This is a genomic window from Murimonas intestini (genome assembly GCF_024622195.1).
In the GTDB taxonomy this organism is placed as follows: domain Bacteria; phylum Bacillota; class Clostridia; order Lachnospirales; family Lachnospiraceae; genus Murimonas; species Murimonas intestini.
This window is the reverse complement of record NZ_JANKBI010000001.1, coordinates 669,790-695,628: the sequence shown is the minus strand read 5'-3', so window position 1 is coordinate 695,628 and position 25,839 is coordinate 669,790. Positions and strand designations below refer to the sequence as shown.

At 45.0% G+C, this 25,839-nt stretch carries 25 protein-coding genes; 20 read left to right on the top strand and 5 right to left on the bottom strand.

The annotated features are described in order from the left end of the window. The first annotated feature begins 142 nt into the window (after positions 1–142). The 6 genes from NSB28_RS03225 to NSB28_RS03200 all read left to right on the top strand — a co-directional run bounded on the left by NSB28_RS03225 (position 143) and on the right by NSB28_RS03200 (position 4,546). Positions 143–706, top strand: coding sequence for a winged helix-turn-helix domain-containing protein (locus tag NSB28_RS03225; protein ID WP_109624226.1), 564 nt, complete (start codon positions 143–145; stop codon positions 704–706). Positions 707–769: 63 nt separating this feature from the next. Further along, positions 770–2,032 (top strand): MFS transporter, encoded by a 1,263-nt coding sequence (locus NSB28_RS03220; RefSeq protein WP_109624227.1) that lies wholly within the window; start codon positions 770–772, stop codon positions 2,030–2,032. Positions 2,033–2,158: 126 nt separating this feature from the next. Continuing rightward, positions 2,159–2,800 carry an HAD-IA family hydrolase gene (locus NSB28_RS03215; RefSeq protein ID WP_257497428.1) on the top strand — a complete coding sequence of 214 codons (642 nt, stop codon included), beginning with the start codon at positions 2,159–2,161 and terminating at the stop codon, positions 2,798–2,800. Positions 2,801–2,824: 24 nt separating this feature from the next. Further along, the gene (locus NSB28_RS03210) at positions 2,825–3,079 is read left to right on the top strand and encodes a TfoX/Sxy family protein (protein WP_109624229.1); all 255 of its coding nucleotides are present in this window, start codon (positions 2,825–2,827) and stop codon (positions 3,077–3,079) included. A 166-nt stretch (positions 3,080–3,245) separates the two neighbouring features. Beyond that, positions 3,246–3,500: a hypothetical protein gene (locus NSB28_RS03205; RefSeq protein WP_257497427.1), complete on the top strand. Its 255-nt coding sequence runs from the start codon at positions 3,246–3,248 to the stop codon at positions 3,498–3,500. 101 nt (positions 3,501–3,601) lie between these two features. Further along, positions 3,602–4,546 carry an L-lactate dehydrogenase gene (locus NSB28_RS03200; protein ID WP_109624231.1) on the top strand — a complete coding sequence of 315 codons (945 nt, stop codon included), beginning with the start codon at positions 3,602–3,604 and terminating at the stop codon, positions 4,544–4,546. Between the two features lie 81 nt (positions 4,547–4,627). On the opposite strand, the gene NSB28_RS03195 is transcribed toward NSB28_RS03200, so the two are convergent. Next, entirely contained in the window at positions 4,628–6,970 is a 2,343-nt protein-coding gene (locus NSB28_RS03195; RefSeq protein ID WP_109624232.1) for an alpha-galactosidase, read from the bottom strand. Continuing rightward, positions 6,967–8,703, bottom strand: coding sequence for an alpha-glucosidase (locus NSB28_RS03190; protein ID WP_109624233.1), 1,737 nt, complete (start codon positions 8,701–8,703; stop codon positions 6,967–6,969). Before NSB28_RS03190 ends, NSB28_RS03195 begins: the two co-directional genes overlap by 4 nt. A 371-nt stretch (positions 8,704–9,074) precedes the next feature. Between NSB28_RS03190 and NSB28_RS03185 the strand changes: the two genes are divergently transcribed. After that, on the top strand, positions 9,075–10,451 hold the full coding sequence (locus tag NSB28_RS03185) for a glycoside-pentoside-hexuronide (GPH):cation symporter (RefSeq protein ID WP_109624234.1): 1,377 nt from the start codon (positions 9,075–9,077) through the stop codon (positions 10,449–10,451). 18 nt (positions 10,452–10,469) lie between these two features. Here NSB28_RS03185 and NSB28_RS03180 read toward each other — a convergent pair whose 3' ends face one another. The 3 genes from NSB28_RS03180 to NSB28_RS03170 are packed head-to-tail and all read right to left on the bottom strand — an operon-like array spanning position 10,470 to position 13,185. Then, the gene (locus tag NSB28_RS03180; protein ID WP_109624235.1) at positions 10,470–11,489 is read right to left on the bottom strand and encodes an FAD:protein FMN transferase; all 1,020 of its coding nucleotides are present in this window, start codon (positions 11,487–11,489) and stop codon (positions 10,470–10,472) included. Continuing rightward, positions 11,486–12,118 carry a response regulator transcription factor gene (locus NSB28_RS03175; RefSeq protein ID WP_109624236.1) on the bottom strand — a complete coding sequence of 211 codons (633 nt, stop codon included), beginning with the start codon at positions 12,116–12,118 and terminating at the stop codon, positions 11,486–11,488. Before NSB28_RS03175 ends, NSB28_RS03180 begins: the two co-directional genes overlap by 4 nt. 53 nt (positions 12,119–12,171) lie before the next feature. Beyond that, complete coding sequence (locus NSB28_RS03170) at positions 12,172–13,185, bottom strand: sensor histidine kinase (protein ID WP_257497426.1); 1,014 nt, start codon at positions 13,183–13,185, stop codon at positions 12,172–12,174. Positions 13,186–13,485: 300 nt separating this feature from the next. Here NSB28_RS03170 and NSB28_RS03165 point away from each other — a divergent pair, with 300 nt between their 5' ends. The 13 genes from NSB28_RS03165 to NSB28_RS03105 all read left to right on the top strand — a co-directional run bounded on the left by NSB28_RS03165 (position 13,486) and on the right by NSB28_RS03105 (position 25,836). Then, positions 13,486–14,427, top strand: coding sequence for an ABC transporter ATP-binding protein (locus NSB28_RS03165; protein ID WP_109624238.1), 942 nt, complete (start codon positions 13,486–13,488; stop codon positions 14,425–14,427). Positions 14,428–14,437: 10 nt separating this feature from the next. Beyond that, positions 14,438–15,571: an ABC transporter permease gene (locus tag NSB28_RS03160; protein WP_257497425.1), complete on the top strand. Its 1,134-nt coding sequence runs from the start codon at positions 14,438–14,440 to the stop codon at positions 15,569–15,571. Continuing rightward, positions 15,558–16,712: an ABC transporter permease gene (locus NSB28_RS03155; protein WP_187374100.1), complete on the top strand. Its 1,155-nt coding sequence runs from the start codon at positions 15,558–15,560 to the stop codon at positions 16,710–16,712. Before NSB28_RS03160 ends, NSB28_RS03155 begins: the two co-directional genes overlap by 14 nt. 209 nt (positions 16,713–16,921) lie before the next feature. Then, positions 16,922–17,248, top strand: a complete 327-nt coding sequence (locus tag NSB28_RS03150) for a PadR family transcriptional regulator (RefSeq protein WP_109624241.1) — start codon at positions 16,922–16,924, stop codon at positions 17,246–17,248. Next, positions 17,235–17,819 carry a DUF1700 domain-containing protein gene (locus NSB28_RS03145; RefSeq protein WP_109624242.1) on the top strand — a complete coding sequence of 195 codons (585 nt, stop codon included), beginning with the start codon at positions 17,235–17,237 and terminating at the stop codon, positions 17,817–17,819. Before NSB28_RS03150 ends, NSB28_RS03145 begins: the two co-directional genes overlap by 14 nt. Next, the gene (locus tag NSB28_RS03140) at positions 17,816–19,000 is read left to right on the top strand and encodes a DUF4097 family beta strand repeat-containing protein (RefSeq protein ID WP_109624243.1); all 1,185 of its coding nucleotides are present in this window, start codon (positions 17,816–17,818) and stop codon (positions 18,998–19,000) included. Before NSB28_RS03145 ends, NSB28_RS03140 begins: the two co-directional genes overlap by 4 nt. 102 nt (positions 19,001–19,102) lie before the next feature. Beyond that, positions 19,103–20,125, top strand: a complete 1,023-nt coding sequence (locus tag NSB28_RS03135) for a glycosyltransferase family 2 protein (protein ID WP_109624244.1) — start codon at positions 19,103–19,105, stop codon at positions 20,123–20,125. Between the two features lie 17 nt (positions 20,126–20,142). Further along, on the top strand, positions 20,143–20,787 hold the full coding sequence (locus NSB28_RS03130; RefSeq protein ID WP_109624245.1) for a putative ABC transporter permease: 645 nt from the start codon (positions 20,143–20,145) through the stop codon (positions 20,785–20,787). 172 nt (positions 20,788–20,959) lie between these two features. Then, the gene (locus tag NSB28_RS03125; protein ID WP_109624246.1) at positions 20,960–22,909 is read left to right on the top strand and encodes a sensor domain-containing diguanylate cyclase; all 1,950 of its coding nucleotides are present in this window, start codon (positions 20,960–20,962) and stop codon (positions 22,907–22,909) included. Between the two features lie 144 nt (positions 22,910–23,053). Beyond that, complete coding sequence (locus NSB28_RS03120; RefSeq protein WP_109624247.1) at positions 23,054–23,434, top strand: GntR family transcriptional regulator; 381 nt, start codon at positions 23,054–23,056, stop codon at positions 23,432–23,434. Then, entirely contained in the window at positions 23,431–24,291 is an 861-nt protein-coding gene (locus tag NSB28_RS03115; RefSeq protein WP_109624248.1) for an ABC transporter ATP-binding protein, read from the top strand. Before NSB28_RS03120 ends, NSB28_RS03115 begins: the two co-directional genes overlap by 4 nt. After that, positions 24,288–24,929, top strand: coding sequence for an ABC-2 transporter permease (locus tag NSB28_RS03110; protein WP_109624249.1), 642 nt, complete (start codon positions 24,288–24,290; stop codon positions 24,927–24,929). Before NSB28_RS03115 ends, NSB28_RS03110 begins: the two co-directional genes overlap by 4 nt. Before the next feature lie 214 nt (positions 24,930–25,143). Then, the gene (locus NSB28_RS03105) at positions 25,144–25,836 is read left to right on the top strand and encodes an iron-sulfur cluster assembly scaffold protein (RefSeq protein WP_109624250.1); all 693 of its coding nucleotides are present in this window, start codon (positions 25,144–25,146) and stop codon (positions 25,834–25,836) included. Positions 25,837–25,839 lie beyond the last annotated feature (3 nt).

The window sequence follows — 25,839 nt, the reverse complement described above, 5'->3', positions numbered from 1 at the left end:
GAATCGCGGCCCGCAGCCTTACAGCAGATTCTGCCAGGGGTATTTTTGATATTTATCAGATATAACCTTGACATAACAATAAATGTTATGATATGATGAGTGTACAACGTAACAAAAAATGTTATGACGGAAAGGAAACGATATGAAAACTAAAAAAGTATATCTTTATACAGAAAAAGAACTCAGGGCATATATGCATCCAACCCGCCAGAAAATTCTTCATTATCTGTCTTTAGCCCCGGATGGCATGACGGCTAAACAGCTGGCTGACCGTCTTGCCATAACTCCCTCAAGTGCAGGGCATCATCTTTCCACATTGGAAAGTATCGGGATGGTAAAGATGATAAGGACAGAAAAGATACATGGGCTTACTGCTAAATATTATAAAGAAGTCCAGGCAACTGTGTCTCTGAAGGATACTGTGCCGGCGGCACAGGAGATAAAAAATGCAATGCTTCAGAATCTGATCAATGACATTTACAGCCGCTGGAATCAGGCAGCCATTAAAATAGAGTCAGAGGGAAGAGAGCCGGCCGCGTCTGACGGAAACCTTCTGACGGGAATTATCTATCTGACGCCGGAGGAGGCAGAAGAGATGGGGAACAGGCTTCTGGATTTCTTTGAAAGGCATGAACAGCCCAAGGAGGGATGTCTCCCATATGAATATGCACTGATCGCATACAATACTAAGATCTTAGAAAAATGATCAGAGAAATTGTAAGGGAAACAGATAAGAAAACAGGCGGCAGCAGGCAAAAGGAGGAGAAACATGGGAGAGAAAAGGATTTGGAGCAGCAGGTGCCTGACGGCAATAATCATAGAGTCATTGGCCAGAGGGCTGCTTGTGCCTGTATTGAGCCTGATTTTTTTGCAGAAGGGCTTTAGTCTGGCGCAGCTGTCGGGCGGGATTGCAGTATACTCAGCAGTAGCGCTCATCATGGAGGTGCCAAGCGGGGTTGTGGCGGACATGTTTGGCAGAAAACGCACCTTTATTTTTTCACAGCTTACATATGCAGCGGTGCTTGCACTTATGCTGGCAGTAAAAGGCACCGCCGCCCTTTATTTTCTTATGGGCGGATATGGAATTGCCAGGGCGCTGGCCAGCGGCAGTATGGATGCCCTATATATTGATACCTGCCTTAATGAAAGAGGAGAAGTTTATCTTACAAAGGCAGCCACCAGACAGACCCTCTGGGCTACGGTGGGACTTGCCGCCGGGGCATTGTCAGGGGGTGTGATAAACTGGGCCGGCGGGCAGTTTTGGAATGGAGACCACAGCAGTCTTACAGTACTTCCGGCAGCATTTGCCCTGACCCTGGCAGCAGCAGCGGCAGCATTATTTACAAAAGAGACACCTGCCCTCAGAGAGAATGCACAGGATCAGGATGGTGGAAAGACAAATGGAATAAAAAGACAGGCAGCCAGCATCTGTAAAGTCTGCAGAAAAACTCCTTTACTTTTAGTTCTGCTTGGCTCAACAGTGTTTACGGGCACGACGCTTGCCCTCATGGAAACTTACTGGCAGCCGCGTTTCCTGTCACTGCTTCCTGAGAGTAATTTTACCTGGCTGCTTGGCGTACTGGGCTTTCTGTATTTTGCTGCATCAGCGGCGGGTACAATTGCGGCCGGACAGTTGATGGTTAAAAAATCCCCTGTGAAGACATATATGATTTTTGCAATATTGTTTGGCGTCTGCCTGGCGGCTTTAGGTTGTACTGAAAATGGACTGATCTTTGCCGTACTGTATCTGTTGTTCTACTTTTTACTGGGAATCTCCAGCACAGCACAGAGTGTTTCCATTAACGCTGCCGCGCCTCCTGCTTTCAGAGCTACACTTTTAAGTGTACAGGGCCTGGCGCTTCAGCTGGGAGGTTTTCTGTCCAGCTGCATGGCAAGTATTTCCGCAGACAGACTGGGTATTCCCGGATTGTGGTGGTGCGGGGCCGGACTGCTCATTTTGGGGATTGGGCTGACGGCTTTTATGGTTGTTACAGTTCAGCCGTCTGCCATTCGGCAGCCGTCTGAACTATAATAACGCTCCGCGATGCACAGAAACGGCTGGTTACAGCCATAATGGCACGACATTGACTTATAAAGAATACTATAGTAGAATAACCAAATATGGAAGAAGCTGCTTATCCGGACAGATATTGATAATTTGATAGCAGAAAGAAGGTGCTTTAAGATAATAAGAGCGATATTATTTGACTTTGACGGAGTCCTTACTGTAGATAAAACAGGTTCTGAGTCAATAATAAATTTTATTTCCACTAAATGCGGACTTTCATTAAAGGCGGTTGAGTCAAATTATTACAAATATAATGAAGCACTTTTAAGCGGTAAGATATCACATCTTGATATGTGGGAAAGCTTTTGCAATGACGTCGGTTTTAAACTGGATTATAATATTCTATTGGATGCATTCAAAAATACACTGCTGGAATCAGACATGATAAACTTTGTAAAGAAATTAAAACAGAAATATTTGATTGGTATGATAACAGATAATAAAGCTGACAGAATTGATTTGATTTTAGAGTATAATGATTTAGGGCAGTATTTTGATGCAGTTTCCATATCTTCCAGAGTACATTCCGGAAAAACAGAGAGGTATATCTTTGAAGATGCTTTGATTAAATTAAATGTATCTCCAGAAGAATGTATGTTTATAGACAATACAGAAGAGAATTTAGTTGTTCCGGCTAATATGGGGATGCAGACAATACTATTTAATAATGTAAACGGTTTCTTTATTGAATTTACGCAAAAGTTAGGGTTATGTTCAGGCTTCGCAGAATAAACAAAAGAAGACATGGAGGTAAATATGGGTGAAATAGCAAAATTGCCGAATATCGGCCCTGTGGTAGAAGAACAGCTAAAACAGGTTGGAATAACAACTTATGAGCAGTTAAAGGCAGCAGGAAGCAGGCAGGCCTGGCTTAAAATAAAGGCAATTGATGAATCGGCCTGTATACACAGACTTCTGGCTTTTGAAGGAGCTATCCGCGGCGTGAAGAAAAGCCAGCTGCCGGAAGAAGTAAAAGAGGAGCTTAGAGAGTTTTACAGAGCATGTAAATAAATTTGGAAAGATAATAACGGGTACTGTAAAATCCATGGACAAAAATAGAAAATTACAATCGTACATGGTTTTTCTTCTGTTAGTTGTAATCCTCCAGTGTCAGGTTATGGGCAGTTCTTTCCCGGAGCCGAAATATATATCTGCTGATACAAAGCAGGCAGACTTGATGCACGGGGAGGAAGATAACCGGGATTCCAGAGAAAGCCAGAAGATAAAAGAAGCGCTGCGTTTGACACAGCAGGGAAGGCCAGCGGCAAAATCAAGACAGCAGCAGGATAATGACATGATGTACATATCTCCGGCATATAGCCGGAGCTGCTGGGCTGCAGAAGAGACAGCCGGGGATATGTCTGTCAGCTTTTGTGGAATATCTGAAGATGAGGTTGGGGAAAGAGGTCCGCCATACACTTTTGTCATATAAAATGCATATCTTAATGTGCGGAGTGCGCCCATACAAGGGCTTAAAGCTATGGGGCACCCGGAAGAAAAATTATAAAAGCAAATATGCGGACAGGAGTTATAATGAAAAAATCTCATAAAGATAAAATAGTGGTAGTCGGAGCTGGAAATGTTGGAGAAGCGATCGCTTATACGCTGATGGTGCGTGTACAGGCAAATGATATCGTGCTGGTGGATGTAAATGAAGACCGCGCAAAGGGAGCTGCACTGGATATTGCTCATGGAACCAGCTTTTTTAAGCAGGTGTGGGTCAGACAGGGAGGATACGAAGAATGTGCAGATGCCCAGATGATCATCATAACAGCAGGCATTGCCAGGAAACCCGGACAGACACGTCTGGATCTGGCAAAGACGAATGTATCTATTGTCAAGAGTATCACAGAGAATATCATGAAATATGCAAAGAATCCATTGATCCTTGTGGTGTCTAATCCTGCTGATATCACCACTATGGCAGTACAGCAGGTATCAGGGCTGCCGGCAGAGAGAGTGATAGGTTCAGGAACATCGCTGGATACAGCCAGATTCCGTTACATTTTAAGTGAAAAGCTGCATGTAAATATAGAAGATATCAATGCTTATATTCTGGGAGAACACGGAGACAGCCAGGTGCCAATCTACAGTTCTGCCAATGTGGGAGGTTTCCCGCTGGAAGAATATGCCGGCCAGGTTGGAGCACAGCTTGATAAAAAGGCGATCGCCGAGCGTACCAAGAATGGAGGGGCCGAGGTGATAAAGCTGAAGGGAGCTACCTTCTACGGTATTGCCATGGCTGTATCTAATATAGTTGAAACGATCATGAAGGATGACAACGCCCTCCTCCCCGTGGCTCATGTGCTGGATGAAAGCTTTGGGGAATGGGCAGGAGTCGCAATTTCGCTCCCCTGCAGGCTTGGCTGGGAAGGAATCGTTCAGACGCACAGAATCCCTATGGATGAAAATGAAAAGAAGCTGATGGACCATTCAGCAGAGCTGTTAAAAGAATTTGCTAAGCAGGCTTTGGCTTAAATACTATATATGAGATATCACAGTTAATGTGGGGATACGGAAATTTCCGTATCCCCACAAATATTGTTCCCGGCTTTCCAATCAAGCATCTTCTGCTTCAATGATATACAGGCTGCTTCCGCAGTCACCTAAAAGCCTTGTGTTTTCATTATAGTAGCTGCCCATAAACTGATTATTTAAAGGGATGCCGGCCATGATCAGCGCCCCCTTTCCTCTGTAGTGTTCCACACAGTCAGTCAGCGTATAGTATTTATTCGCTGTATGCAGAATCAGGCCGTTAGGATTTAATTCTACAGGCAGGACATGCTTTGTCAGTTCTCCAAACTGCTCAATATAAAGATTCTGCGGCTTAGTGGACACTGTATACGAAATGTCACGTTTCAGGCCTGACAGCATCAGGACGTCAGGCCCCTCACTGGCCCCTGAGAGAGTCTGGAAAAATCCCGCCGCTGAATGTTTGCGGTCAGGGCTGACACACTGCCAGCAGACTTTATTATCCTTCGGAGAAGGAAGCCTGTAAAATGTGCCGTATTGGAATACCATCCTGTATTTCTTATAAAACGTGATCTGTTTTTTTATTTCCCTGCGCTCTGCCAGGGTAAGATTGTCCAGATCCAGCTCATATCCCAGACATCCGAAGGCCGCCACATTGAACCTGGTAGAAAGCTGGGTGCTTCGCAGCGTCTGCTGGTGGGGAGATGCGGACACATGGGCGCCGATGCATGAAAGAGGATACAGGCAGCTGAGGCCGCCCTGGATCTTTAGGCGCTCTATGGGGTCTGTGTCATCAGATGCCCATATCTGCGGTGAATAACAGAGCATTCCCAGGTCAAAGCGGTTTCCGCCGCTGGAGCAGCTCTCCAGAAGTATGTGGGGTCTGGGCGAAAAGATCCTGTCAAGGACTTCATAAAGCCCGCAGATATAGCGGTGATAAAATTCTCCCTGATTTTTCATGCATGGGGAATAAGCATCTGTGATGTGCCGGTTCATATCCCATTTTACATAGGAAATAGAAGCCGAATCCAGTATCTGCCCCACGTGTTCCACAATATAATCACGGACCTCAGGATTGCATAAATCTAAAACCAGCTGGTTGCGCCCCAGGTTGGGCTTTTTTCCAGGGATAACTACGGCATATTCAGGATGTGTCCGGTAGAGCCGGCTGTCTTCATTTACCATCTCGGGCTCAAACCACAGGCCGAACTTCATGCCCATGCTGTTTATCTTAGATGCCAGGCCGGTAAGGCCGCCAGGGAGTTTCTTTTTATTTACATCATAGTCGCCCAGGCCGGAAGTATCAGAATCACGGCTGCCGAACCAGCCGTCGTCCAGAACAAAGAGTTCAGCACCCAGGCCTTTGGCCTCTTTTGCAAGTGATAAAAGTTTCTTTTCATCGAATTTGAAAAAGCAGGCTTCCCAGTTGTTATATAGTACGGGTCTGGGGCGCTTTTTCCACCGCCCACGGACTATATGTTCATTGATAAAGGAATGGAAGTGACGGCTGGCGCCGCCCAGCCCCCGGCTGCTGAAGGTCATGACCGCCTCCGGGGCCTCAAATTCTTCATCCGGCTTTACTTCAAAGGAGAAGCAGTGCGGATTGATCCCAAGCTGTACCCGGACGGTATCGTGGCCTGAGAGCTCTGCCAGCCCCTGATGATTTCCGCTGTATATGAGATTGAAGCCGTATACATTCCCCGTCTGCTCTGTATAGCCGTCAGCCGCCAGAAAGAAGCCCGGATTATGGCGGTTGCTGCTGCTTCCTGTGACAGATGAGTTTACTGTGATGCCATAGGAGATCCTGCGCTTGTGAATGTGAGCCTCCTTTGCCCATCCGCCGTCAAATGTGATCATAGTAAAGTTCTGGCTGATAAGGTCCAGATTCATGCTGGCCAGATTGCGCAGCAGAATAGAAGAGGAACTGCGGTTTTTCAGGACACAGCGCCTGGTGATCACATCTGTTTTCTCATATACAGTATAATACAGATCCAGCTCAGCTTCATTCCGTGTATCATTCAGAGAGATACATAAGGCCGCTACATCTTCTGTGCCTGTGGCGCAGGGCAGTGTCTTCATGGGATGGCAGCCTTCCATGATCTTATAGCCGGTATACAGGAAATCACAGGAATAGCTTCCGTCAGGCATAAGCGCTTCAATGGGGCTGTTCCTGAAATCGCCGCAGCCGGCAGAGGAATACTCCAAAGGCAGTATATCCAGAGAATAATTCAGATCCTCCTGGGAATAGGCAATCGTGCTTCCAACCTGGGCTGTGCGCTTCAGAGCCAGCAGAGGCGCAGCTGCAGCGTCAGGCTCATCCAGCCTTTCACCATAGTAGAGGTGTTCCGGATGGCCATATTTTGTTATGCAGAAAGCATATGTGGTGTGACGCGTGTGAAGAAAAAAACAATTTTCATTTACTGATATCATTGAAATCCCTCCTGCTTTATATCTGCGTCCCGGTTTCCGTCTGTAAACACAACAGCCTCATAAGGACGGAGCCTGTATATTTTATTGCCGGTCCTGCATATGCCGGCTGTATGGCGGCCTTCTGTGGTTTCTGTGACGCCGGAATAGCTGGAGATCAGGAGATTCTGGCTGCTCAGCCCGGAACAGCGTTTATCTGTTACTCTGCAGATATCTGCGTCTGTATATCTGTCTGACATATTCAGACAGATAAAGACAGTCTGCCCTTTATACTTCCTGCCATATGCGAAAATCTTATCTGTGATGCAGAAGGCCTTGAATTTTCCAAATTTAAGAGGGCTGCTGCTCTGGCGGAGCAATATCATTTCTCTGTAAAAATTCAGAATAGAGTCAGGGTCGTTCTTTTCATCCTGGTAATTGACAGAAATAAAATTATGATTTACGGCAAGCCAGGGCTTCCCGCTGGTAAAACCGGCATTTTCAGAGGCATCCCACTGCATGGGAGTGCGGGCGTTGTCTCTGGAGACAAGGCGCATCATGCGCCATCTGTACCAGGATGGAATGTGCAGCTTTTTGGCCAGGGCATATACATTATGTGATTCCACATCCTGTATCTCATCCATGGAAGTATAGTCAAAGTTTGTCATTCCTATTTCTTCACCCTGGTATAGGAAGGGTGTGCCTCTGAGAGTGAGCAGCAGAACAGCCAGCATTTTGGCAGACTCCTTCCAGTATTTCTGATCATTCCCGAAACGGGAGACGCTCCTGGGCTGATCATGATTTTCCAGATAGACGGCGGGCCATTCCAGAGCATTCTGCCATTTTGCAAGGGAGAGTGCAAACGGCCGGGAGCGGAATTTCTTTTTAAACCACTTTACAAAGAGCTGGTCAGTCTCCATATGTTCGAATGAAAAAATCATGTCCAGTTCCCCGCGGGCTTTATCACACAGCTCCCGTCCCATTTTTGGTGTGACAAAAACAGTTTCCCCGACAGTGAAGCAGTCGTAATTGTTCAGAACCTCACTTTTCAGCCTGCGCAGTATGGCATGTGTGCCTTCCCGGGAGATATAGTGTTCACTGCCTGTCAGAGCCAGCTTTTTTTTGCCGTCCTTTAATGATTCCTTGAAAAGGATGTTGATCACATCACAACGGAAACCGGATATCCCCTTATCCAGCCAGAAGCGAATGATTTCTTTCACTTCCTCTATGACTTCTGGATTCTGGTAATTCAGATCAGGCTGCTTTTTGGCAAAAAGATGCAGGTAATATTCACCGCTTTTGGGGTCATATTCCCAGCAGTCCTCTGCAAAAAAGCTGGTCCAGTTATTTGGGGGAGAGCCGTCAGGCCTGCCGGGACGCCATATATAGTAGTTCCGGTAAGGGCTGTCCTTATCGCGGCTGCTCTGGAACCATTTATGTTCATCAGAGGTATGATTTACGACCAGATCCATGATGAGGCGCAGGCCCCTTCTGCGGCATTGTAAAATAAGTTCATCCATATCTGCCATAGTTCCGTACTCAGGATTGATATTCCTGTAATCGCTTATGTCATATCCGTTATCTGCATTGGGAGAACTGTATACGGGGGAGAGCCAGAGAATACCCACTCCCAGATTTTTTAATTCGTCCAGGCGCGAGATGATGCCTGGGATATCTCCGATCCCGTCACCGTTACTGTCCTGGAAGCTGCGCGGGTAGATCTGATAAACAATCTGCTCCTGCCACCATTTTGCCATATTTTCACAACCTTTCCTGAATAGATTGAATCATTACAGTTATGGTATTATTATCCGATATTTGTACGCTGTCCGCAAGAGATATTTCAAAGTTACCGTTCACACGTCACCATCCCGCGAGGTGTTTTCGTGCGTATTTTGCACGAAAATCCCGAGTTTTGCAGCGCGAAACGGCGTTTTTTGCCGTTTCTGTGCATCGCGGAGCGTGTTACTGGTCACGGAGTGAACAGTAATATTTCAAAGATTGCATCTGGTCCCATTCTAGTGTAAACTATAAATATTCAGAGCTATAAATGTAACCTGCAGAGAATAGATCACAATATCCAGGGTATCATTGAGTTTTTTAAGGAAGATAAGATGGGGGAAAAGAGATAGAAAAAGGCAGCAAAAGAAATCATTACACCTTTGGACTTGGCACAATTGGAAGGGATATGCTTTATTCAATGGTAAGCATGTATCTGATGTATTATCTCACAGATATATTGAGGCTTCCCACCTCTGTCATGTGGTGGGTGACAGGTATTATACTGGCGGCGAGGATATTCGATGCCCTGAATGATCCCATCATGGGTGTCATCGTTGATAATACACACGGCAGGTTCGGAAAGTTTAAGCCCTGGATCGCCCTTGGGGCTCTGCTGTCAGGCGCTCTGACAGTTCTGCTCTTTACTGATTTTGGATTTGAGGGCGCTGCGTATATTGCATTTTTTGCAGTTGTCTATGTGATGTGGGGGGTGAGCTTTACAGCAAATGATATTTCATACTGGTCTATGCTGCCGTCCCTTTCCGCAGACCAAAAGGAAAGAGAGAAGATCGGGGCTTTTGCAAGGATATGTGCAAATGTCGGGCTTTTTACAGTGGTTGCAGGGATCGTGCCTATTACAACTGCACTGGGGAACGCTGCCGGGAGCCAGCAGAAAGGATATTTTTACTTTGCAATGATTGTTGTTGGGATCATGTGGGCCGGACAGTGTATCACGCTTCTGGGAGTAAAGGAACCCAGAGCTTTGGAAAAAGTACAGGAACATACTACATTAAAAGGGATGGTCCGGGCAATCTTTAAGAATGACCAGCTGCTGTTTACTGCCATCTCTATGGCGCTCTTTATGATCGGATATACTACGACCACCAGTTTTGGGCTGTATTTTTTCAAATATGCCTACGGGGATGAGGGAATGTATTCCATATTTGCAGTTATCCTGGGAGTTTCCCAGATTCTGGCGCTTTATGTCTTTCCTGTCTTCAGCAAGAGATTTAACAGAAAGAAGCTGTATACAGCAGCGACCATTCTTGTAGTGGCGGGGTATATTGTATTCTTTTTTGCTCCTGTCAATACCATGATATTTATCGGGATTGCCGGCATGCTTTTATTTGTGGGCCAGGCATTTATACAGCTGCTGATGCTTATGTTCCTGGCAGACACAGTGGAATATGGGCAGTGGAAGCTGGGAAAAAGGAATGACAGTGTCACTTTTTCCCTGCAGCCATTTATAAATAAGATGGGAGGGGCAGTATCCAGCGGTATTGTTGGTGCAGTAGTGATCATTTCAGGTATTAAGGAAGCGGAGACTGCCGCAGATGTGACTGCACAAGGGCTTTTCCTGATGAAGGCAGCCATGCTGATTCTGCCTCTGATCTGCATTCTGGCCGGGTATGTGATATACAGGAAAAAATACAGGATTGATGAGGAGGCATATGCCAGGATATTAAATGAGCTGGAGGAGAGAGAAGCGAAAAAAGAACCGTAATATAAAAAGAGCTGCACGTCAGCGGGGAAACCCGCTGGAATAGTGCAGTTCTTCTTTGTCTGTAACAAACATGGCCTCAGTACCTTCCAGAGACTCGATAAGCTCCATTCCCTTTTCTTCACCCAGTATGAAGCAGGCAGTGCTCAGTGCATCTGCGTCCACAGAGTTTTCTGAGAGGATGGTGACGCTGTAGAGCCCGTTGGAAGCCGGCCAGCCTGTATGGGGATCCAGCAGATGGTGATAGATTCTGCCGTCTTTTTCAAAATACCGCTCATATATGCCGGAAGTCACCAGGGACTGTCCGGATATCTTTACAGAAGTGAGAGCCGTGCCCTCCTGTGCAAATGGTTTTTGTATCCCGATGTTGTAGGGAGAGCCATCCGGTTTAGTACCCAGGGCATAGACGTTCCCGCCCAGATTTATAAGAGCGTTCTTTACACCTTTTGAAAGCAGGAGTTCCTTTAGCCTGTCTGCTATATATCCTTTTGCTATGCCACCTAAGTCGATTGATGCCTCAGGGTCCTTCAGTGTTACTGTATTTTTGTCGATCACTATATTTTTGTAAGAGACATGGGAGAGGGCATCCTCGATCTTTTCCTCTGAAGGGATATCTCCTGTATTTTCTTTGATATTCCAGAGAGTAGTCAGAGGGGCTATGGTGCAGTCAAAAGCCCCGTCTGAAAGACGGCTGTAGTCAAGGGCTTTTTCCAGCAGCCTGGCTGTGTCAAGAGAGACAGTGACAGGCCTGCCTTTTGAGCTGTTTATATTGTAGATGTCGCTGCCTTTGACAGTGCGGCTTAAAAGCGCTTCCTCCTGCCCGCAGAGAGAAAAGCAGTCGTCCAGCACAGACTCCTGTCCTTCGTCATACAGGGTTATGGTGATTACTGTGTCAAAATAAAACCCTGTCCTGGATATGGGGGAGGATGGCCTGGCACATGATACAGCAGTCCCGCATATCAGTAAAAACAATAAGATACAGATTAATGAAGTGCTTAAATGACAGCCGTGATTTCTGTATTTATGGTTCTTGTATTTCATGAATGAGGATTTCCTTTCTGGTAATAGAAAATGGCAAGCTGCGTCCTGTCTCTTAACTCCAGCTTTTCAAGGATACTGCTCAGATAGTTGCGCACTGTGCCCTCGCTCAGATATAGGGTCTGGGAGATTTCCTTATTGCTGAGTCCTTCCGCCACCAGCTTTATGATTTCTTCCTCTTTGGGAAGTATGCCGGCCTTCTGGTAATCGAAGCCGACGGCAGGCTGAAGGAGATCAGGTATCTTCTGGACGATCTCACCGCCAAAGACACTCTGTCCCATCTGGATCGCCTTCAGGGATGGGACTATGCTCTCATAATTCTGTTTCAGCAGATAGCCTTTAGCTCCCATATGGAGGGCACGGACTATGTATTCATCATCAGAAAACGTAGTCAGAAAGAGGATCTTAAGTTCCGGATAAGAGGCCAGAAGCTCCTCGCCTGCCTCCAGTCCGGTCCTGCCTTCCATTCTGATATCCATAAGAAGGATATCGGGGAGGGAGGTGCGGCAGAGCTGTATTGCCTGTGCAGCACTGGAGCCGACGGCCTGCACCGAAATGGCAGGATCGCTCTCCAGGATCGTCTTCAGAGACAGGGCTACAAGCCTGTCATCGTCTATAATAATTACATTCATAATATATTCCTTTCTTAATTTTTAACGAAAATATCTGTACTGTTAACTGTACACTAGGAAGTCTGTTTTGGGATGGATATATAAATCTTAAAACCATTCTGGGCCTGTATGCGCAGGATGCCATTTAAAGCGCTCACTCTTTCCCTCATATTTTCCAGGCCTATGCCGTTTCCGGCAGGTACGCCAAAGGGAGTATATTCAAGGGCATTTTCTGATATGCTTCCATTATCTGTTATAACAAGCTGGTAAAAGGAGGGATGTTCCCTTCCTGTCACTGTTATACATGTTGCATCGCTGTGTTTTACAATATTAGAAAGGGCTTCTTTTAATATAGCGATAAAGCAGTATTTGACTTGTCTGGGAACATCTTCCGGCATATCATATTCAAACACGGTGTCATACTGGCTGTAATTCTCCAGAAGGCTTGTCATGGCGTCTCTGAGCTGTACAGAATCAGCATGGAGGTCATGGACACTGGAACGTATGGCATCCATGGCCTTATTGAGTGTATCCTTCAGGTCACATAATGGCTCCTTAAGATAGTCTGCTTTGTTGACTGTAATTAAAGCTCCCACCTGGAGGATGGAGCGGGAGAGCATATGCCCTACATGGTCATGTATCTCCCGGGCTATGCGGTTCCGCTCATTCAGCGTGGCCAGATGGATCTCATAATCTTGTTTCTCCAGCAGATCTTTATTCTTATTCTCAAGTATCATATTCAGTTCATGGCTGTCATCCCGCATTTTTTTATACTTTTCAGTGAGCGTCAGCAGATGCCCTGTCCTGAAAGAGAGCAGGAGACTGACGGCACAGAACAGCAGGAGTGTAAAAGTAAAAGGCGAAGCATTTTGCAGCAGATACCTGATCACGGCAGAAAAGCTTACAGCGATCACCAGCCACAGCCCCTGGTCAAAGTAGTCATAAAAGAGCAGAGGCAGAAAGAGCGAAAAGGCCGGCACAGCCATGCACAGCAGTGCGTACAGCAGGCCAGAAACAAAAGTAAAAAGACGTCTGTTAATGTAGAAAATCAGGCAGCTCAGCGTAAACGCACTCAGAAAAACCGCCACAGGAAGCGCCCCCTTTTTAATGGGAAGGAGAAAAATACTGCAGCACAGGATTAAAATGAGTTTATCTAATAATTTTTGCATAAAGGATTCCTTTCTGTGTCATCACATGCCAGAACCAGGCGCTGTCTGATCCATAATCCATTATAACGAAGACACACCAAAATCACAAGCTTAGATTATAGTGACATTTGTCATATAGAATGCTGACAGATTGCACTTAAAGAGCAGCAGTTATTTTTGTATACTTAAGACAGTAAAAGGCTGCTGACACAGCGGCATGGAGTATGAGGAGGAAGCAGTATGGCAGAGACAATCGTAAGGATAGAGAATTTAGTAAAGAGATACAAAGAGCTGGTGGCGCTTGACCATCTGAATCTGGAGATAAAAGAGGGGGAAGTCTTCGGACTGCTGGGGCCCAACGGTTCAGGGAAGACAACAGCAATAAACTGCCTTCTCTCCCTGTTAAAATATGATAAAGGAAAGATCCAGGTATTTGGAAGGCCTATGGAGCCGGATACCTATGAGTCTAAACGCAATATAGGCGTTGTCATGCAGAATGTGGCAGTATTTGAAGAACTGACAGTGTATGAGAACATTGACTATTTCTGCGGACTTTATGTGACTTCAAAGGCTGAGAGGAAAAATATGGTGGAAGAAGCCATCGATTTTGTGGGGCTTCAGGAATTCAGAAAATTTTATCCTAAAAAACTCTCCGGAGGCCTGCTCAGAAGGCTGAACATTGCCTGCGGCATAGCGCACAGGCCCAGACTCATCATTATGGATGAACCTACCGTGGCGGTGGACCCCCAGAGCCGGAATAAGATCCTGGAAGGTATACTGAAGCTGAACAGCCAGGGGGCTACAATCATCTATACGTCACATTATATGGAAGAGGTGGAGCAGATCTGCAGCCGGATCGCTATCATGGATAAAGGCCAGGTCATAGCCCTGGGGACAAAGGAAGAACTGAAAAAAATGATAAAAGAGGGCGAGACTATCCAGGTTGATCTTATGGAACTTTCAGAAGAAGCACTCACCGAGATCGGCAAAATGCCGCATGTATATTCGGCTGTATATGAGGATAATCTGCTCACGGTGCGCTGCAGCGGCGGCAGGCATAATGTGATCCGTATCCTGAATTACCTTCAGGAGCAGGGAGTTTCATTCGGCCAGGTATACACGAAGCTGCCTACGCTAAATGATATTTTCCTGGAAATCACAGGAAAAGAACTCAGGGATTAAGGAGGAGCTTATGTTTGGTCATATATTCAAATACAGGTTTAAAAGCATGATACGCTGCTTTGATGTGATTTTCTGGACTCTGGCTTTTCCTCTCCTGCTGTCTTTATTTTTCTATTTTGGATTCGGCAGTTTTTTTGAATCGAAGGAACAGTTCCATGTGATCCCGGCAGCAGTAGTTGTGGAAAAAGAGAACCCCTATATCAGCCAGCTGTTTGAGGAGCTTTCAGTAAAGGGAGAAGACCAGATGCTTGAGCTTACCTTTACAGACAGAGAAGAGGCGGAGAGGCTTCTGAGTGATGAAAAAGTCGAAGGTATTTTCACAGAAGGTGATGAGCTTGGCCTGATATTTAAGAAAAACGGGCTGTCGCAGAGTATCTTAAAGGCCATCGCAGACAATTATGCCCAGGTGAGCGCCCTGATAAAAGAGAGGGCGGTGTCTGATCCTGCGGAGGCAGCTTTCATGTTGCAGAGTATAACTGAGGATATCAGCCTCAATAAGGAGATCACTTATACAGGAGGAAATATGGATTCCATGCTGCAGTATTTCTATGCATTGCTGGCCATGACCTGTCTGTACGGCAGTTTCAGCGGGCTTATCAATGCAGAGCAGCTTCAGGCGAATCTCTCACCCCTGGCAGCGCGCAAGGTAGCGGCACCAGCGCACAGAATGAAAATGATACTGGGGGAATTTTCGGCATCAGTCCTGCTGCAGACTGCCATAATATTCATTGTGATCCTGTTTCTGAGGTTCGTTTTGGGCATTGATTTTGGAAACAGATTCCTGCCTGTTATCCCCCTGGCTTTTGCAGGGTCCATCCTTGGTGTCTCTTTTGGATTCTTTATAGGATGTATTGGAAAAGCAAGCGCTCAGCTGAAAAACTATCTGATGATAGCTGCATGTATGGTTCTCAGTTTTCTGAGCGGCCTGATGATAGGCGATATCAAGATGTGGCTGGAACGCTCATGCCCTATAATAAACAGGCTTAATCCGGCAGCGCTGATCGCAGATGCATTTTACTCTTTGAATATCTATGACAGCTATGGCAGATACCTGGCCAATCTGGCGGGGATCCTGATCTATGCCGCTGTATTCTGTATTGGCGGGTTTATGCTGGCAAGGAGGAAAAAGTATGCAAGTCTTTAAATGTTTCTTTAAAATCGTAAAAAAGAATGCTGTGGGGATGGGTATTTATTTTGGCGTCTTTCTTCTGCTGTCGATTTTTATGTCACAGTTTACGGCAGACACACAGAAGGTGCAGTATGAAGATGCAAGACTCTCCATAGCTGTCATAGACAGAGACGGCAGTGAAGCATCCCGCGCCCTCACAGAATATATGGGAAACAGGCATGATCTGGTGGAACTCAATGACGAGAAAGAAGAAATACAGGATGCACTGTTTGCCAGACTTGTGGAATATGTGCTGATCATACCGGAAGGGTTTGGAGAAGGCCTGGCCTCTGAGGATCCGGTGCAGACAGAGAATTTGAAGGTACCAGGTTCGTATACAGGATATCTTGTTGATAACCAGATAGAAGCTTACCTGAAATATCTGAGGATATATCTGCAGAGCGGCGAGTCTGTTCCAAATGCATCAGACAGGGCAGAAGAGGTCCTGTCAAATACAGCCAAGGTAGCGATGCAGGACATGACTGTCCTGTCAGATATGAGGTCGGTATTTTACTATACGCAGTATCTGCCTTTTGTATTTATTGCGATACTGGCAGTGGGAATATCCGCGCCTCTCAGCGTTTTTGTAAAGAAAGACATTAAAATGCGCAACGACTGCGGCGCTCTGTCACTCAGGGGCAGGAATATACAAATGCTCTCAGCATTTATGGCTTCCGCAGGTATTGTTTGGCTGGTTTTTGCAGTGGTAGGCTTCTTTTTGTATAACAAAGAATTAGACTCTCCCGGCATACCCTATACTTTGCTTAATTCCATAGCTGTTCTGCTTGTTTCGGCATCACTGGCATTTCTGGTAGGTATGAATATAAAGAATGAAAATGCAAAGTGGGCCATGGTAAACGTGTTTTCACTGGGTCTTAGTTTCCTGGGGGGAGTATTTGTGCCCCAGCAGATGATGGATGAAAAAATACTCATGGTAGCCAGGTTTATGCCCACGTACTGGTATGTGAAAAATAATTCGCTGCTGGGAACGGCGGCAGTCATTACTGACAGCATAAAAACTCAGTTCTGGGTGGGAATACTCATACAGCTGGGATTTGCAGCGGCTATTTTTACAGCAGGGCTTGTGTTTACAAAGGTAAAGGAAGGAAATAACTAAAAATAGGGCAGGACCCCAATTAAAGACCGCAGTGTGATGATGTTGTTCATCATGCTGCGGTCTTTAAAATATTGAAAATAGGTATTGAAAAATTATATTATATGATATATAATATAAAAATATAAAACATATATAACACAATTACATATACTAATAATTAAAGATATTATACAGTATATGCGAAATGCTTACGCAAAGGAGGCGGTAAGATGACATACCAGTTGGGTGTTTCTCTCCTGGATGCGATGGTCCTTTCTATTATTTCAAGAGGCGACGCTTATGGATATTCTATTTCACAAAAGCTTAAGTCAGTAACTGATATGAAGGATTCAGCCCTCTATCCTGTACTGCGGCGGCTGCAGCAGGCGGGTTTTTTGGGGACGTATGACCAGCCCTTCCAGGGAAGGAACAGAAAGTATTACTACATTACAGAATCAGGCAAGGCACAGCAGGATTTTTATGTGAAAGAATGGATGAGCTTCAGGGATGAGGTAGAAGGAATCATGTTAGGAGGGAAAGAGAATGAGCAGGGATGAGTATCTGAGGATCCTGGCAAGGGAGCTGAGCAGGCTGCCAAAAGAGGAATTTGACAGGGCGATGGAATACTATACAGAATATTTTGAGGAAGCAGGGCCGGAGAATGCCGAGGCGGTTATGGCAGACCTGGGTTCCCCGGTGGAAGTGGCCAGGGAAATCATCAGGGAGACAGCTCTAAAAAGAATGGATGAGCCGATAAAGTCAATGAAAAAAGGATTCAGTTCTATCTGGATCGTCATATTAGCTATATTTGCAGCGCCAATTGCACTGCCCGTGGCAATCCTGCTGCTGGCTGTACTGGTAATGCTGCTGGCAGCTGGGGTCATAGTACTGGCAGGGATGGTAATAGCAGGGCTGGGAAGTGTGGCTTTAGGCATTGTGTCCATCGGAGCGGGGATATCTATGCTGGCCCAGTCGGTGCCGTCCGGGATCGCTGTCATTGGCATGGGGCTGCTGGCAGCCGGCACAGGCATATTGGTGGCAATGGCAATGGCATTTATAGTTAAGTGGATATTCAGGGGTGTGCGTGCGATATTCCGCAGGATATTAAGAGGGAGGAAGAAGAAATGAAAAAGTATATAAAAGTCCTTTTAATTATATCAGGATGCCTGGTGCTCTCAGGCGGGATCATGTTGTCGGCCGGCGTGGCACTTGGCGGAAGACCGGGTTTTGTGATCACCAGGGATGGGGTCAGGAGTGAAGATAAAGAGGGTGATTTTATTGAGAAGGAAGAAGAAGACCTGAGGAATATCACATCCCTTGATTTAAAATCATGGTCCGGCAATATTGAAATAGTGGAAAGTGATAAGTTTAAAGTCGAGTATGGATATTGGGAGGACTATACAGATCCTCTGTATGAGATCATAGACGGAAAGCTGACTCTGAAACTGAGCGAGAAGAGAGGATACCGTCAGTCAGTTTTCACCGGAGTATATTTTGGCGGGAGCTGGGAAGGCAAAAATAAAGAGGATTATATCAAGCTGTATGTTCCTTCTAATATAAAATTTGAAGAAATTTTGATAGATTCAAAGTATAACGACCTGCATATGAATGCAGTGGATACGAAGCAATTGATTCTGAAAGCTGATTACAGTGATATCAGCCTGGATGGAATCAAGGCAGGCAGTATGGATATCAGCAGCGGCTATGGTGAATTGCAGGCGAAAAACTGCAGCTTCCAGATGGCTGACCTGAAGATGGACTACGGCAATGCAAAGCTTTCAGACAGTGAGATAGGAGAAACCCAGATAGCTGCAAAATATGGGGAAGTATATATAAGCAGTGTGAAAGCCGGCAGCCTGAAGGTAGGAGCTGATTATGGAACTGTCAGTATAAAGGATGTAATAAACACAAATGACAAGAAGGAATTAGAGACGCTGGAATTGAGTGCCGAATACGGTGACCTGGAGTTGAATCATGTAAAGGCTGAAACACTCAGTCTGAATGCTGAAAGCGGAAATGTGAGCAGCAATGAGGTGACAATTGGCACAGGCGTAATACAGGGGGACTACTGTGATATACGTTTCCGTGAGCTGACAGTCCAGAATCTGGATGTGGAGGATGATTATGGTGATATCAGGCTTGAACTGACTGGGGATGAGGATGATTATGACTTCCTGCTGAAAGCAGGCTATGGTGAGATCAGTCTGAATGGCAGCAACACAGAGGGAACTTTGGAGCGCCAGAAGAACAGGAAGAACAGCATATCTGTCAAGGGTGACAGCTCTGATATTACGATCCATACAAACTAAGCCTGATCAGGGGATAAAAGCATTTAAAACTTTATATTAAATTGATATTTTGTTGAAAAGTGGAGTGTAGAATCGAAGTATAAATCAGGGAGGAAGCGTAAAATGAAGATTTTATCAGTCATTGTACCTTGTTATAACTCACAGAGCTACATGGAGCATGCCATACTGACGCTGCTCTCAGGCGGTGAAGATGTAGAGATCCTGCTTATTGATGACGGTTCTGCAGACGGCACTCTGAATCTGGCGAAAAAGTATGAGAGCATGCATCCTGATATTATAAGAGTCATTCACCAGGAAAACAAAGGTCATGGGGGCGCGCTGAACACAGGCATTGAGGTGGCAGCCGGAGCTTATTTAAAAGTTGTGGACAGCGATGACTGGGTGAATGTAGATGCATATCTGAAAATACTGGATGAGCTTAAGAATGTAGTCAGGAACAATGAGCCGCTGGATATGCTTTTGTCTAACTTTGTGTATGAAAAGCAGGGGGCAAAGAGGAAGAAGGTAATTCATTACAGGCATTACCTGGACGACGACGGCTTGTTTATGTGGAGTGATATACGGGGCCTTCCGGTGACGAATTATCTCATGATGCATTCCATTATTTACAGGACACAGATCCTGAAAAAATGCGGTCTGAAACTGCCGGAGCACACTTTTTATGTTGACAGCCTCTATGCTTTTGTTCCTCTGTCTCATGTGAGGACTATCAGGTACATGGATCTGAATTTTTACAGGTATTTCATAGGCAGGGAGGGACAGTCTGTCCAGGAAAAGGTGATGCTGACAAGGCTGCCCCAGCACGAGAGAGTAACAAAGCTGATGATCGACGCTATGGTCCAGGCGGAGCCTGACGTTCATGATAAGGCATTGAGGAAGACCATGCGGAACAATCTGGCTCTTACAATTGCCGTTGACAGCATCATGTCCATGCTGGAGGATACAAAGGAGAACCGTCAGAACAGAAAAAATATCTGGCTGTACCTCAGGGAGAGTGATAAAAGGCTGTACCGGAAGATACGGATGAGTCCGCTGGGTATCGGAGTGAATATGCCAGGCTGGCTGGGCAGAAAGGCAGCTGTGGGATGCTACCATCTGCTGCAGAGACTTTATGGATTTAACTGACAGGAGGATTGAAGGAAATGAGAGAGAGATTTGCAAAGGGATTCAACTTGTATAAGGTATTCTGGATTTTTATGGTAGGAGGAGTATTGGGATGCATAGTGGAGACCATCTGGTGTTACTTTGCTTTTGGAGAATTGTCGAGCCGCACCAGTAACGTATTTCTTCCTTTCAGCACGGTATGGGGTCTGGGATGCGCCCTGTTCAGTGTTTTCTTACATAACAGTAAAGACAGCCGTACCTGGGTGGTCTTCATAAAGGGATATCTGCTGGGAGGGGTATTCGAGTTTCTCTGCGGGTGGGTGTGCCAGATCGCACTGGGCGTAACTTTCTGGGATTATACTGGCCTTCCGCTTAGTATAGGGAATTATGTGAATCTGATATTCTGCGCTTTCTGGGGACTGGTGGCGATCGCCTGGGTAAAATGGGTCTATCCATTCTTTACCAGGATGATAGAAAAAATTCCTAAAAAAACAGGCGTCATCCTGACCTGGATCATGGTCTGCTTTATGATCGTGACAGCCAGTATTTCAGGAACTGCGCTGCTGAGAATGAGTGCCCGTTCAGCCAATAAACCGCCCAGGAATGTGGTGGAGAGGTCACTTGATAAGTATTATCCGGATACTGTGCTGATGAAGTACTTTCCCAAGATGAAGCCTGTTTAATACCCTTTATAATAAAGTCATTTGGAAATATCCTTCTGGGATTCCCAAATGGCTTTTTTGATGCAAAGATATTTGTTTGTTTTATCAGCTGGATATATCTATAATTGTTGTTTTGTGATAAGATATAACACATAAATAAAACATATCCGGAATTTTCCAGGAGAGGTATGGCATGAAGAAGATATTTAACAGATTACGTGGAAAGGCTGTTCTTATTTTTTTAGGAATTGCACTTATATTAACAGGAGTACTTTCAGGAAATACAATAAAAGGTCTTCAGGGAAATGCGCGTGTTATCAATTATACAGGTATCGTTCGCGGGGCAACACAAAGACTGATCAAAAAGGAGCTTAATCATGTGCCGGATGACGGTCTGATCGCCAGGCTGGACGGGATACTGGAAGGACTGGCAAAGGGCAGCAGTGAGTTTGATCTGATATGCCTTGAGTGTCCGGAGTACCAGGAACTGCTCACAGAAATGCTGGGAGAGTGGACTGAGATTAAAAAAGAGATCTTGAACTTCAGGAATGGAAGAGAAGGAGATCTGCTTTTTAGCCTGAGTGAGGATTATTTTGAACTGGCGGACAGGACTGTTCTGGCAGCAGAGGTATTTACTGAGAAAAGTGTCCAGAATACAAAATATGCCCTCATCTATGTAAACGGCATATGCATTCTGCTGGCAGTTTGCAGCGCTTTGTCAGCCTTCTGGCAGGATAAAAGAAGACGGAAGCTTGATGAGGCTGAACAGGAGAACAAAAGGAAAAGCGAGCATCTTTCAAAAATGTTTCAGCAGGTGTTAACGCCGATGAATGAAATCTCTGAGCTGATGTATATATCAGACATAGATACATATGAGTTATTGTTTATTAATAATGCAGGAAGGGAGACGTTTCAGTGTGATGAAAGGGAGGGTGTTAAATGCTATGAGCTGATACAGGGAAGAGATGAGCCTTGTCCTTTTTGTACCTCACCTTTATTAAAAACAGATGAGAATTATACCTGGGAATATACGAACCCCATTACTAAGCGTCACTATCTGCTGAAAGACAGACTGGTTGAGTGGGAAGGACGTCCGGCGAGAATGGAGATTGCCTTTGATATAACGGAGACTGCTAATGAAAAGATAGAACTTCAAAAGCGCGTGGACATGGATAAGATCATGGTGGATTGTATAAGGGAGCTGTACCGCAACCATAATTTTTCAGAGGCGGCCTTTTACGTACTGGAACAGGCAGGAAAGTTGTTCATGGCTGACCGGGCATATATTATAGTTTTCCATGGCGAGTATTTTTCTAATACTTCAGAATGGTGCAGGGAGGGAATCGAGCCTCAGAAAGAAAATCTCCAAAATATACCAAAGGCTGAATATGAAGCCTGGTTTGAACTTTTTCAAAACAGAGAAAATCTCATTATAGAGGACGTGGACAGCCTGAAGGAAACTATGTCGGAAGGATATGAAATACTGGAAAAACAGGGAATCAGGAGTGTAGTCCTCGTTCCGCTGGAACGCGGGGGAGAGGTGAGCGGCTGTATAGGCCTGGATAATCCGCCGGCAGGATTTATGGATAATGGGGTGTCTTTTCTGGAGGCGATCAGGTATTTTTTAATGCTGGCAATGAAAAGAAATGAGGATGAGCAGGAGCTGTACAGGCTGAGCTATCAGGACACGCTCACATCATTTTATAACAGGAACCGTTATATGATAGATACAGAGGAGCTTGCCGTCAGGAATATTCCGGCAGGGGTGGTGTATCTGGACCTGAACGGGCTGAAAGAGATCAATGATATGTATGGACATGATGCAGGTGATCTGGCGCTTAAAGAATGTGCCAGGACCATACAGAAGGCAGTTAAGACGGGAATGTTCTACCGTATAGGAGGCGATGAATTTGTCATTATCTGTACGGGGATAGAAGAGGATGAATTTAACAGATATGTCTGTGAGTTAAAAGACAGCTTCAGAGATGAAAAGTGCCGTGCGGCCATAGGAAGCAAATGGACAGAAAAAAGCAATAATATCCGGAGCGTGATAGCAGAGGCAGATAAAATGATGTATTCAGATAAGGAAGCTTACTATCAGGATCACGGGCCGACAGGCCGTTACCGGCACTATAGCCATTAAGAAAGAGGGACTGCTAAGATGCAGCCTCTTTTTCTTTTTGCGGAAAATAAAAAATACTATTGACATTGTATATATATAGTGGTATATATGTATATATAAAGTATATACAATATATAAAATCAAATGAAGATAAGAGGGATGCATATGGATATCATGATCAGCAATTCCAGCGGCAAGCCTATCTATGAGCAGATCACCAGCCAGATAAAAAATCTGATAATGACTGGCGAACTGAAAGCCGGGGACCCTCTGCCATCCATGAGGCTGCTGGCAAAAGAGCTGCGCATTAGTGTGATAACTACAAAACGGGCATATGAAGATCTGGAGCGTGATGGTTTTATCACTACTATGGTAGGCAGAGGCAGTTTCGTATCTGAGTCAAATACGGAAATTATGAAAGAGGAACAGCTGCGTATTGTAGAAGGTTATCTTACAAAGGCAGTTGAGGTTGCATCACGCAGCGGAGTGGCACTGCAGGAGATGACAGAGATTCTGGAAATGTTATATGAGGAGGAAAAAAGATGAAAAATGCGATTGAGGTAAGAAATCTGACCAAACATTATAAAAACTTCAGCCTGGATCATATCTCTTTTGATGTGCCTTCGGGAAGCATCGTAGGGCTGGTCGGAGAGAATGGGGCAGGGAAAAGTACAACACTGAAGGCTATCCTGAATCTGATATATCCGGAGGAAGGAACCATAAAGATATTCGGGAAAGAAAACACTGAAGATTCACTGACGCGTAATCAGGAGATTGGAGTAGTCTTTGATGAGTGCATGTTTCCGGGAGATATGAAGCTGGAGCAGGTGGGAAAGATGCTCTCCTGCATTTACGCAAACTGGGATCAGAGAGCTTTTGATATGTACCAGCAGAAATTCAGACTCCCACTTGATAAGTGCATTAAAGATTTTTCAAGAGGTATGAAGATGAAGACCAGTATTGCAGGGGCGCTTTCCCACAATGCAAAGCTCCTTATCCTGGATGAGGCTACCAGCGGGCTGGACCCCATGGTAAGGGATGAGATACTGGATATATTTCTGGATTTTATTCAGGATGAGGAACACAGTGTACTTGTCTCAACGCATATAATCAGTGATCTGGAAAAAATAGCTGATTATATTACGTTTATCCACGATGGGAAAATTCATTTCTCAGAATCTAAAGATGAACTCATATATAAATATGGTATTGTGCGGTGTAATGAAAAAGAATATAAAAACCTGGAAGATAAGCATATAGCGGGAGTAAAAAGGAACAGCTTCGGGTATGAGGTGCTTGTAGACAATAAACCAGAGCTGGAGAAGCGGGCTCATAGTTTTGTGATCGATAAGGCGGGCATTGAAGATATCATGCTCTTTATGACGAAAGGAGAATTGCAATGAAGGGATTAATTATCAAAGATCTTTACAGTCTAAAGAAATTTACTAAATCAGTTCTTATTACGGCCGGACTGATGCTGCTTTACGGTGTCTTCCTGAAAAATACAAGCTTTGTAAGTTTTATGATCTGCTTCTTTGCTATGAGTATTATCCTTACTGTATTGGGAGATGACGAAGTAAGCCACTGGGATAAGTATGCGCTGTGCATGCCTATCGACAGGCAGCTTATGGTCAGGGAGAAATACTTGATGATCATATTGATACTGATATGTACCGGACTTGTGTCCTGCCTGGTAGGCGGAGGCATGTCAGCCGTTATGAAACTGGACATTGTTTCTTCTCTGCAGATGTCTTACCTGGCATTCGGAATGGTTTCTTTAATTGCAGCTATTGTCACACCGGTCTATTATAAGGTAGGTATACAGAAGGCACGCTACATCATGATTGGCTGCGCATTGGTTCCCACCGTGTTGATTCTCGTGATTGTTAATATGATGGAGAAATCAGGGATCGCCATACAAGAAGATCAGCTGCCCTCGCTTATAATGAATTTCAATATAGCATTGCCGGTGATATTGATTGTCCTTATGTATATTTCCTACCACATATCTTTCGCCATTTATAAAAAGAAGGAATGGTAGAGGATAATAGCATGTAACTGTGAAGGTACTGAACAATTGCATTAACAGAATATGGAACCCAAAACAGCTGCCATAAAAATGGCAGCTGTTTTTAAAAAAAATACTAGACTATTTTGGCGATTTATGAGAGAATGAACTTAAGTATGATGTTAAATATCTAACGATGTTTGGCGTGTACATATACAAAGTCATTTATTTTGAAAGGAGTCTTAAAATGATTTATTCACATGAAGTAGAAAAAATGTGTAAAGTAGCGCAAGGCGTTGCTCATGGCGCTGCTCCGATCCCAGAAGAAGCAAAGTGGGTAAAGGCAAAAGAAATTAAAGACATCTCCGGTTTGACACATGGTGTAGGCTGGTGTGCACCTCAGCAGGGTACCTGTAAATTAACATTAAATGTTAAAGAAGGTGTGATCCAGGAAGCTCTTGTAGAGACGATCGGATGTTCAGGAATGACTCATTCAGCAGCTATGGCTTCAGAAATCCTTCCGGGAAGAACATTACTGGAAGCTTTAAATACAGACCTGGTATGTGATGCTATCAATACAGCCATGAGAGAATTATTCTTACAGATCGTTTACGGAAGAAGCCAGAGTGCATTCTCAGAAGACGGACTTCCAATCGGAGCAGGACTGGAAGACTTAGGAAAAGGCCTTCGTTCTCAGGTTGGTACAATGTACGGAACTCTTGCAAAAGGACCTCGTTACCTGGAAATGACTGATGGTTATGTTACAGGCGTTGCTTTAAATGAAGATGATGAAATCATAGGATATCAGTTCGTTAACTTCGGAAAGATGATGGACTTCATCAAAGCAGGCGATGACGCAAACACAGCATTTGAAAAAGCAAAAGGCCAGTACGGCAGAGTTGCAGATGCAGTGAAAATCATCGATCCAAGACACGAGTAATAG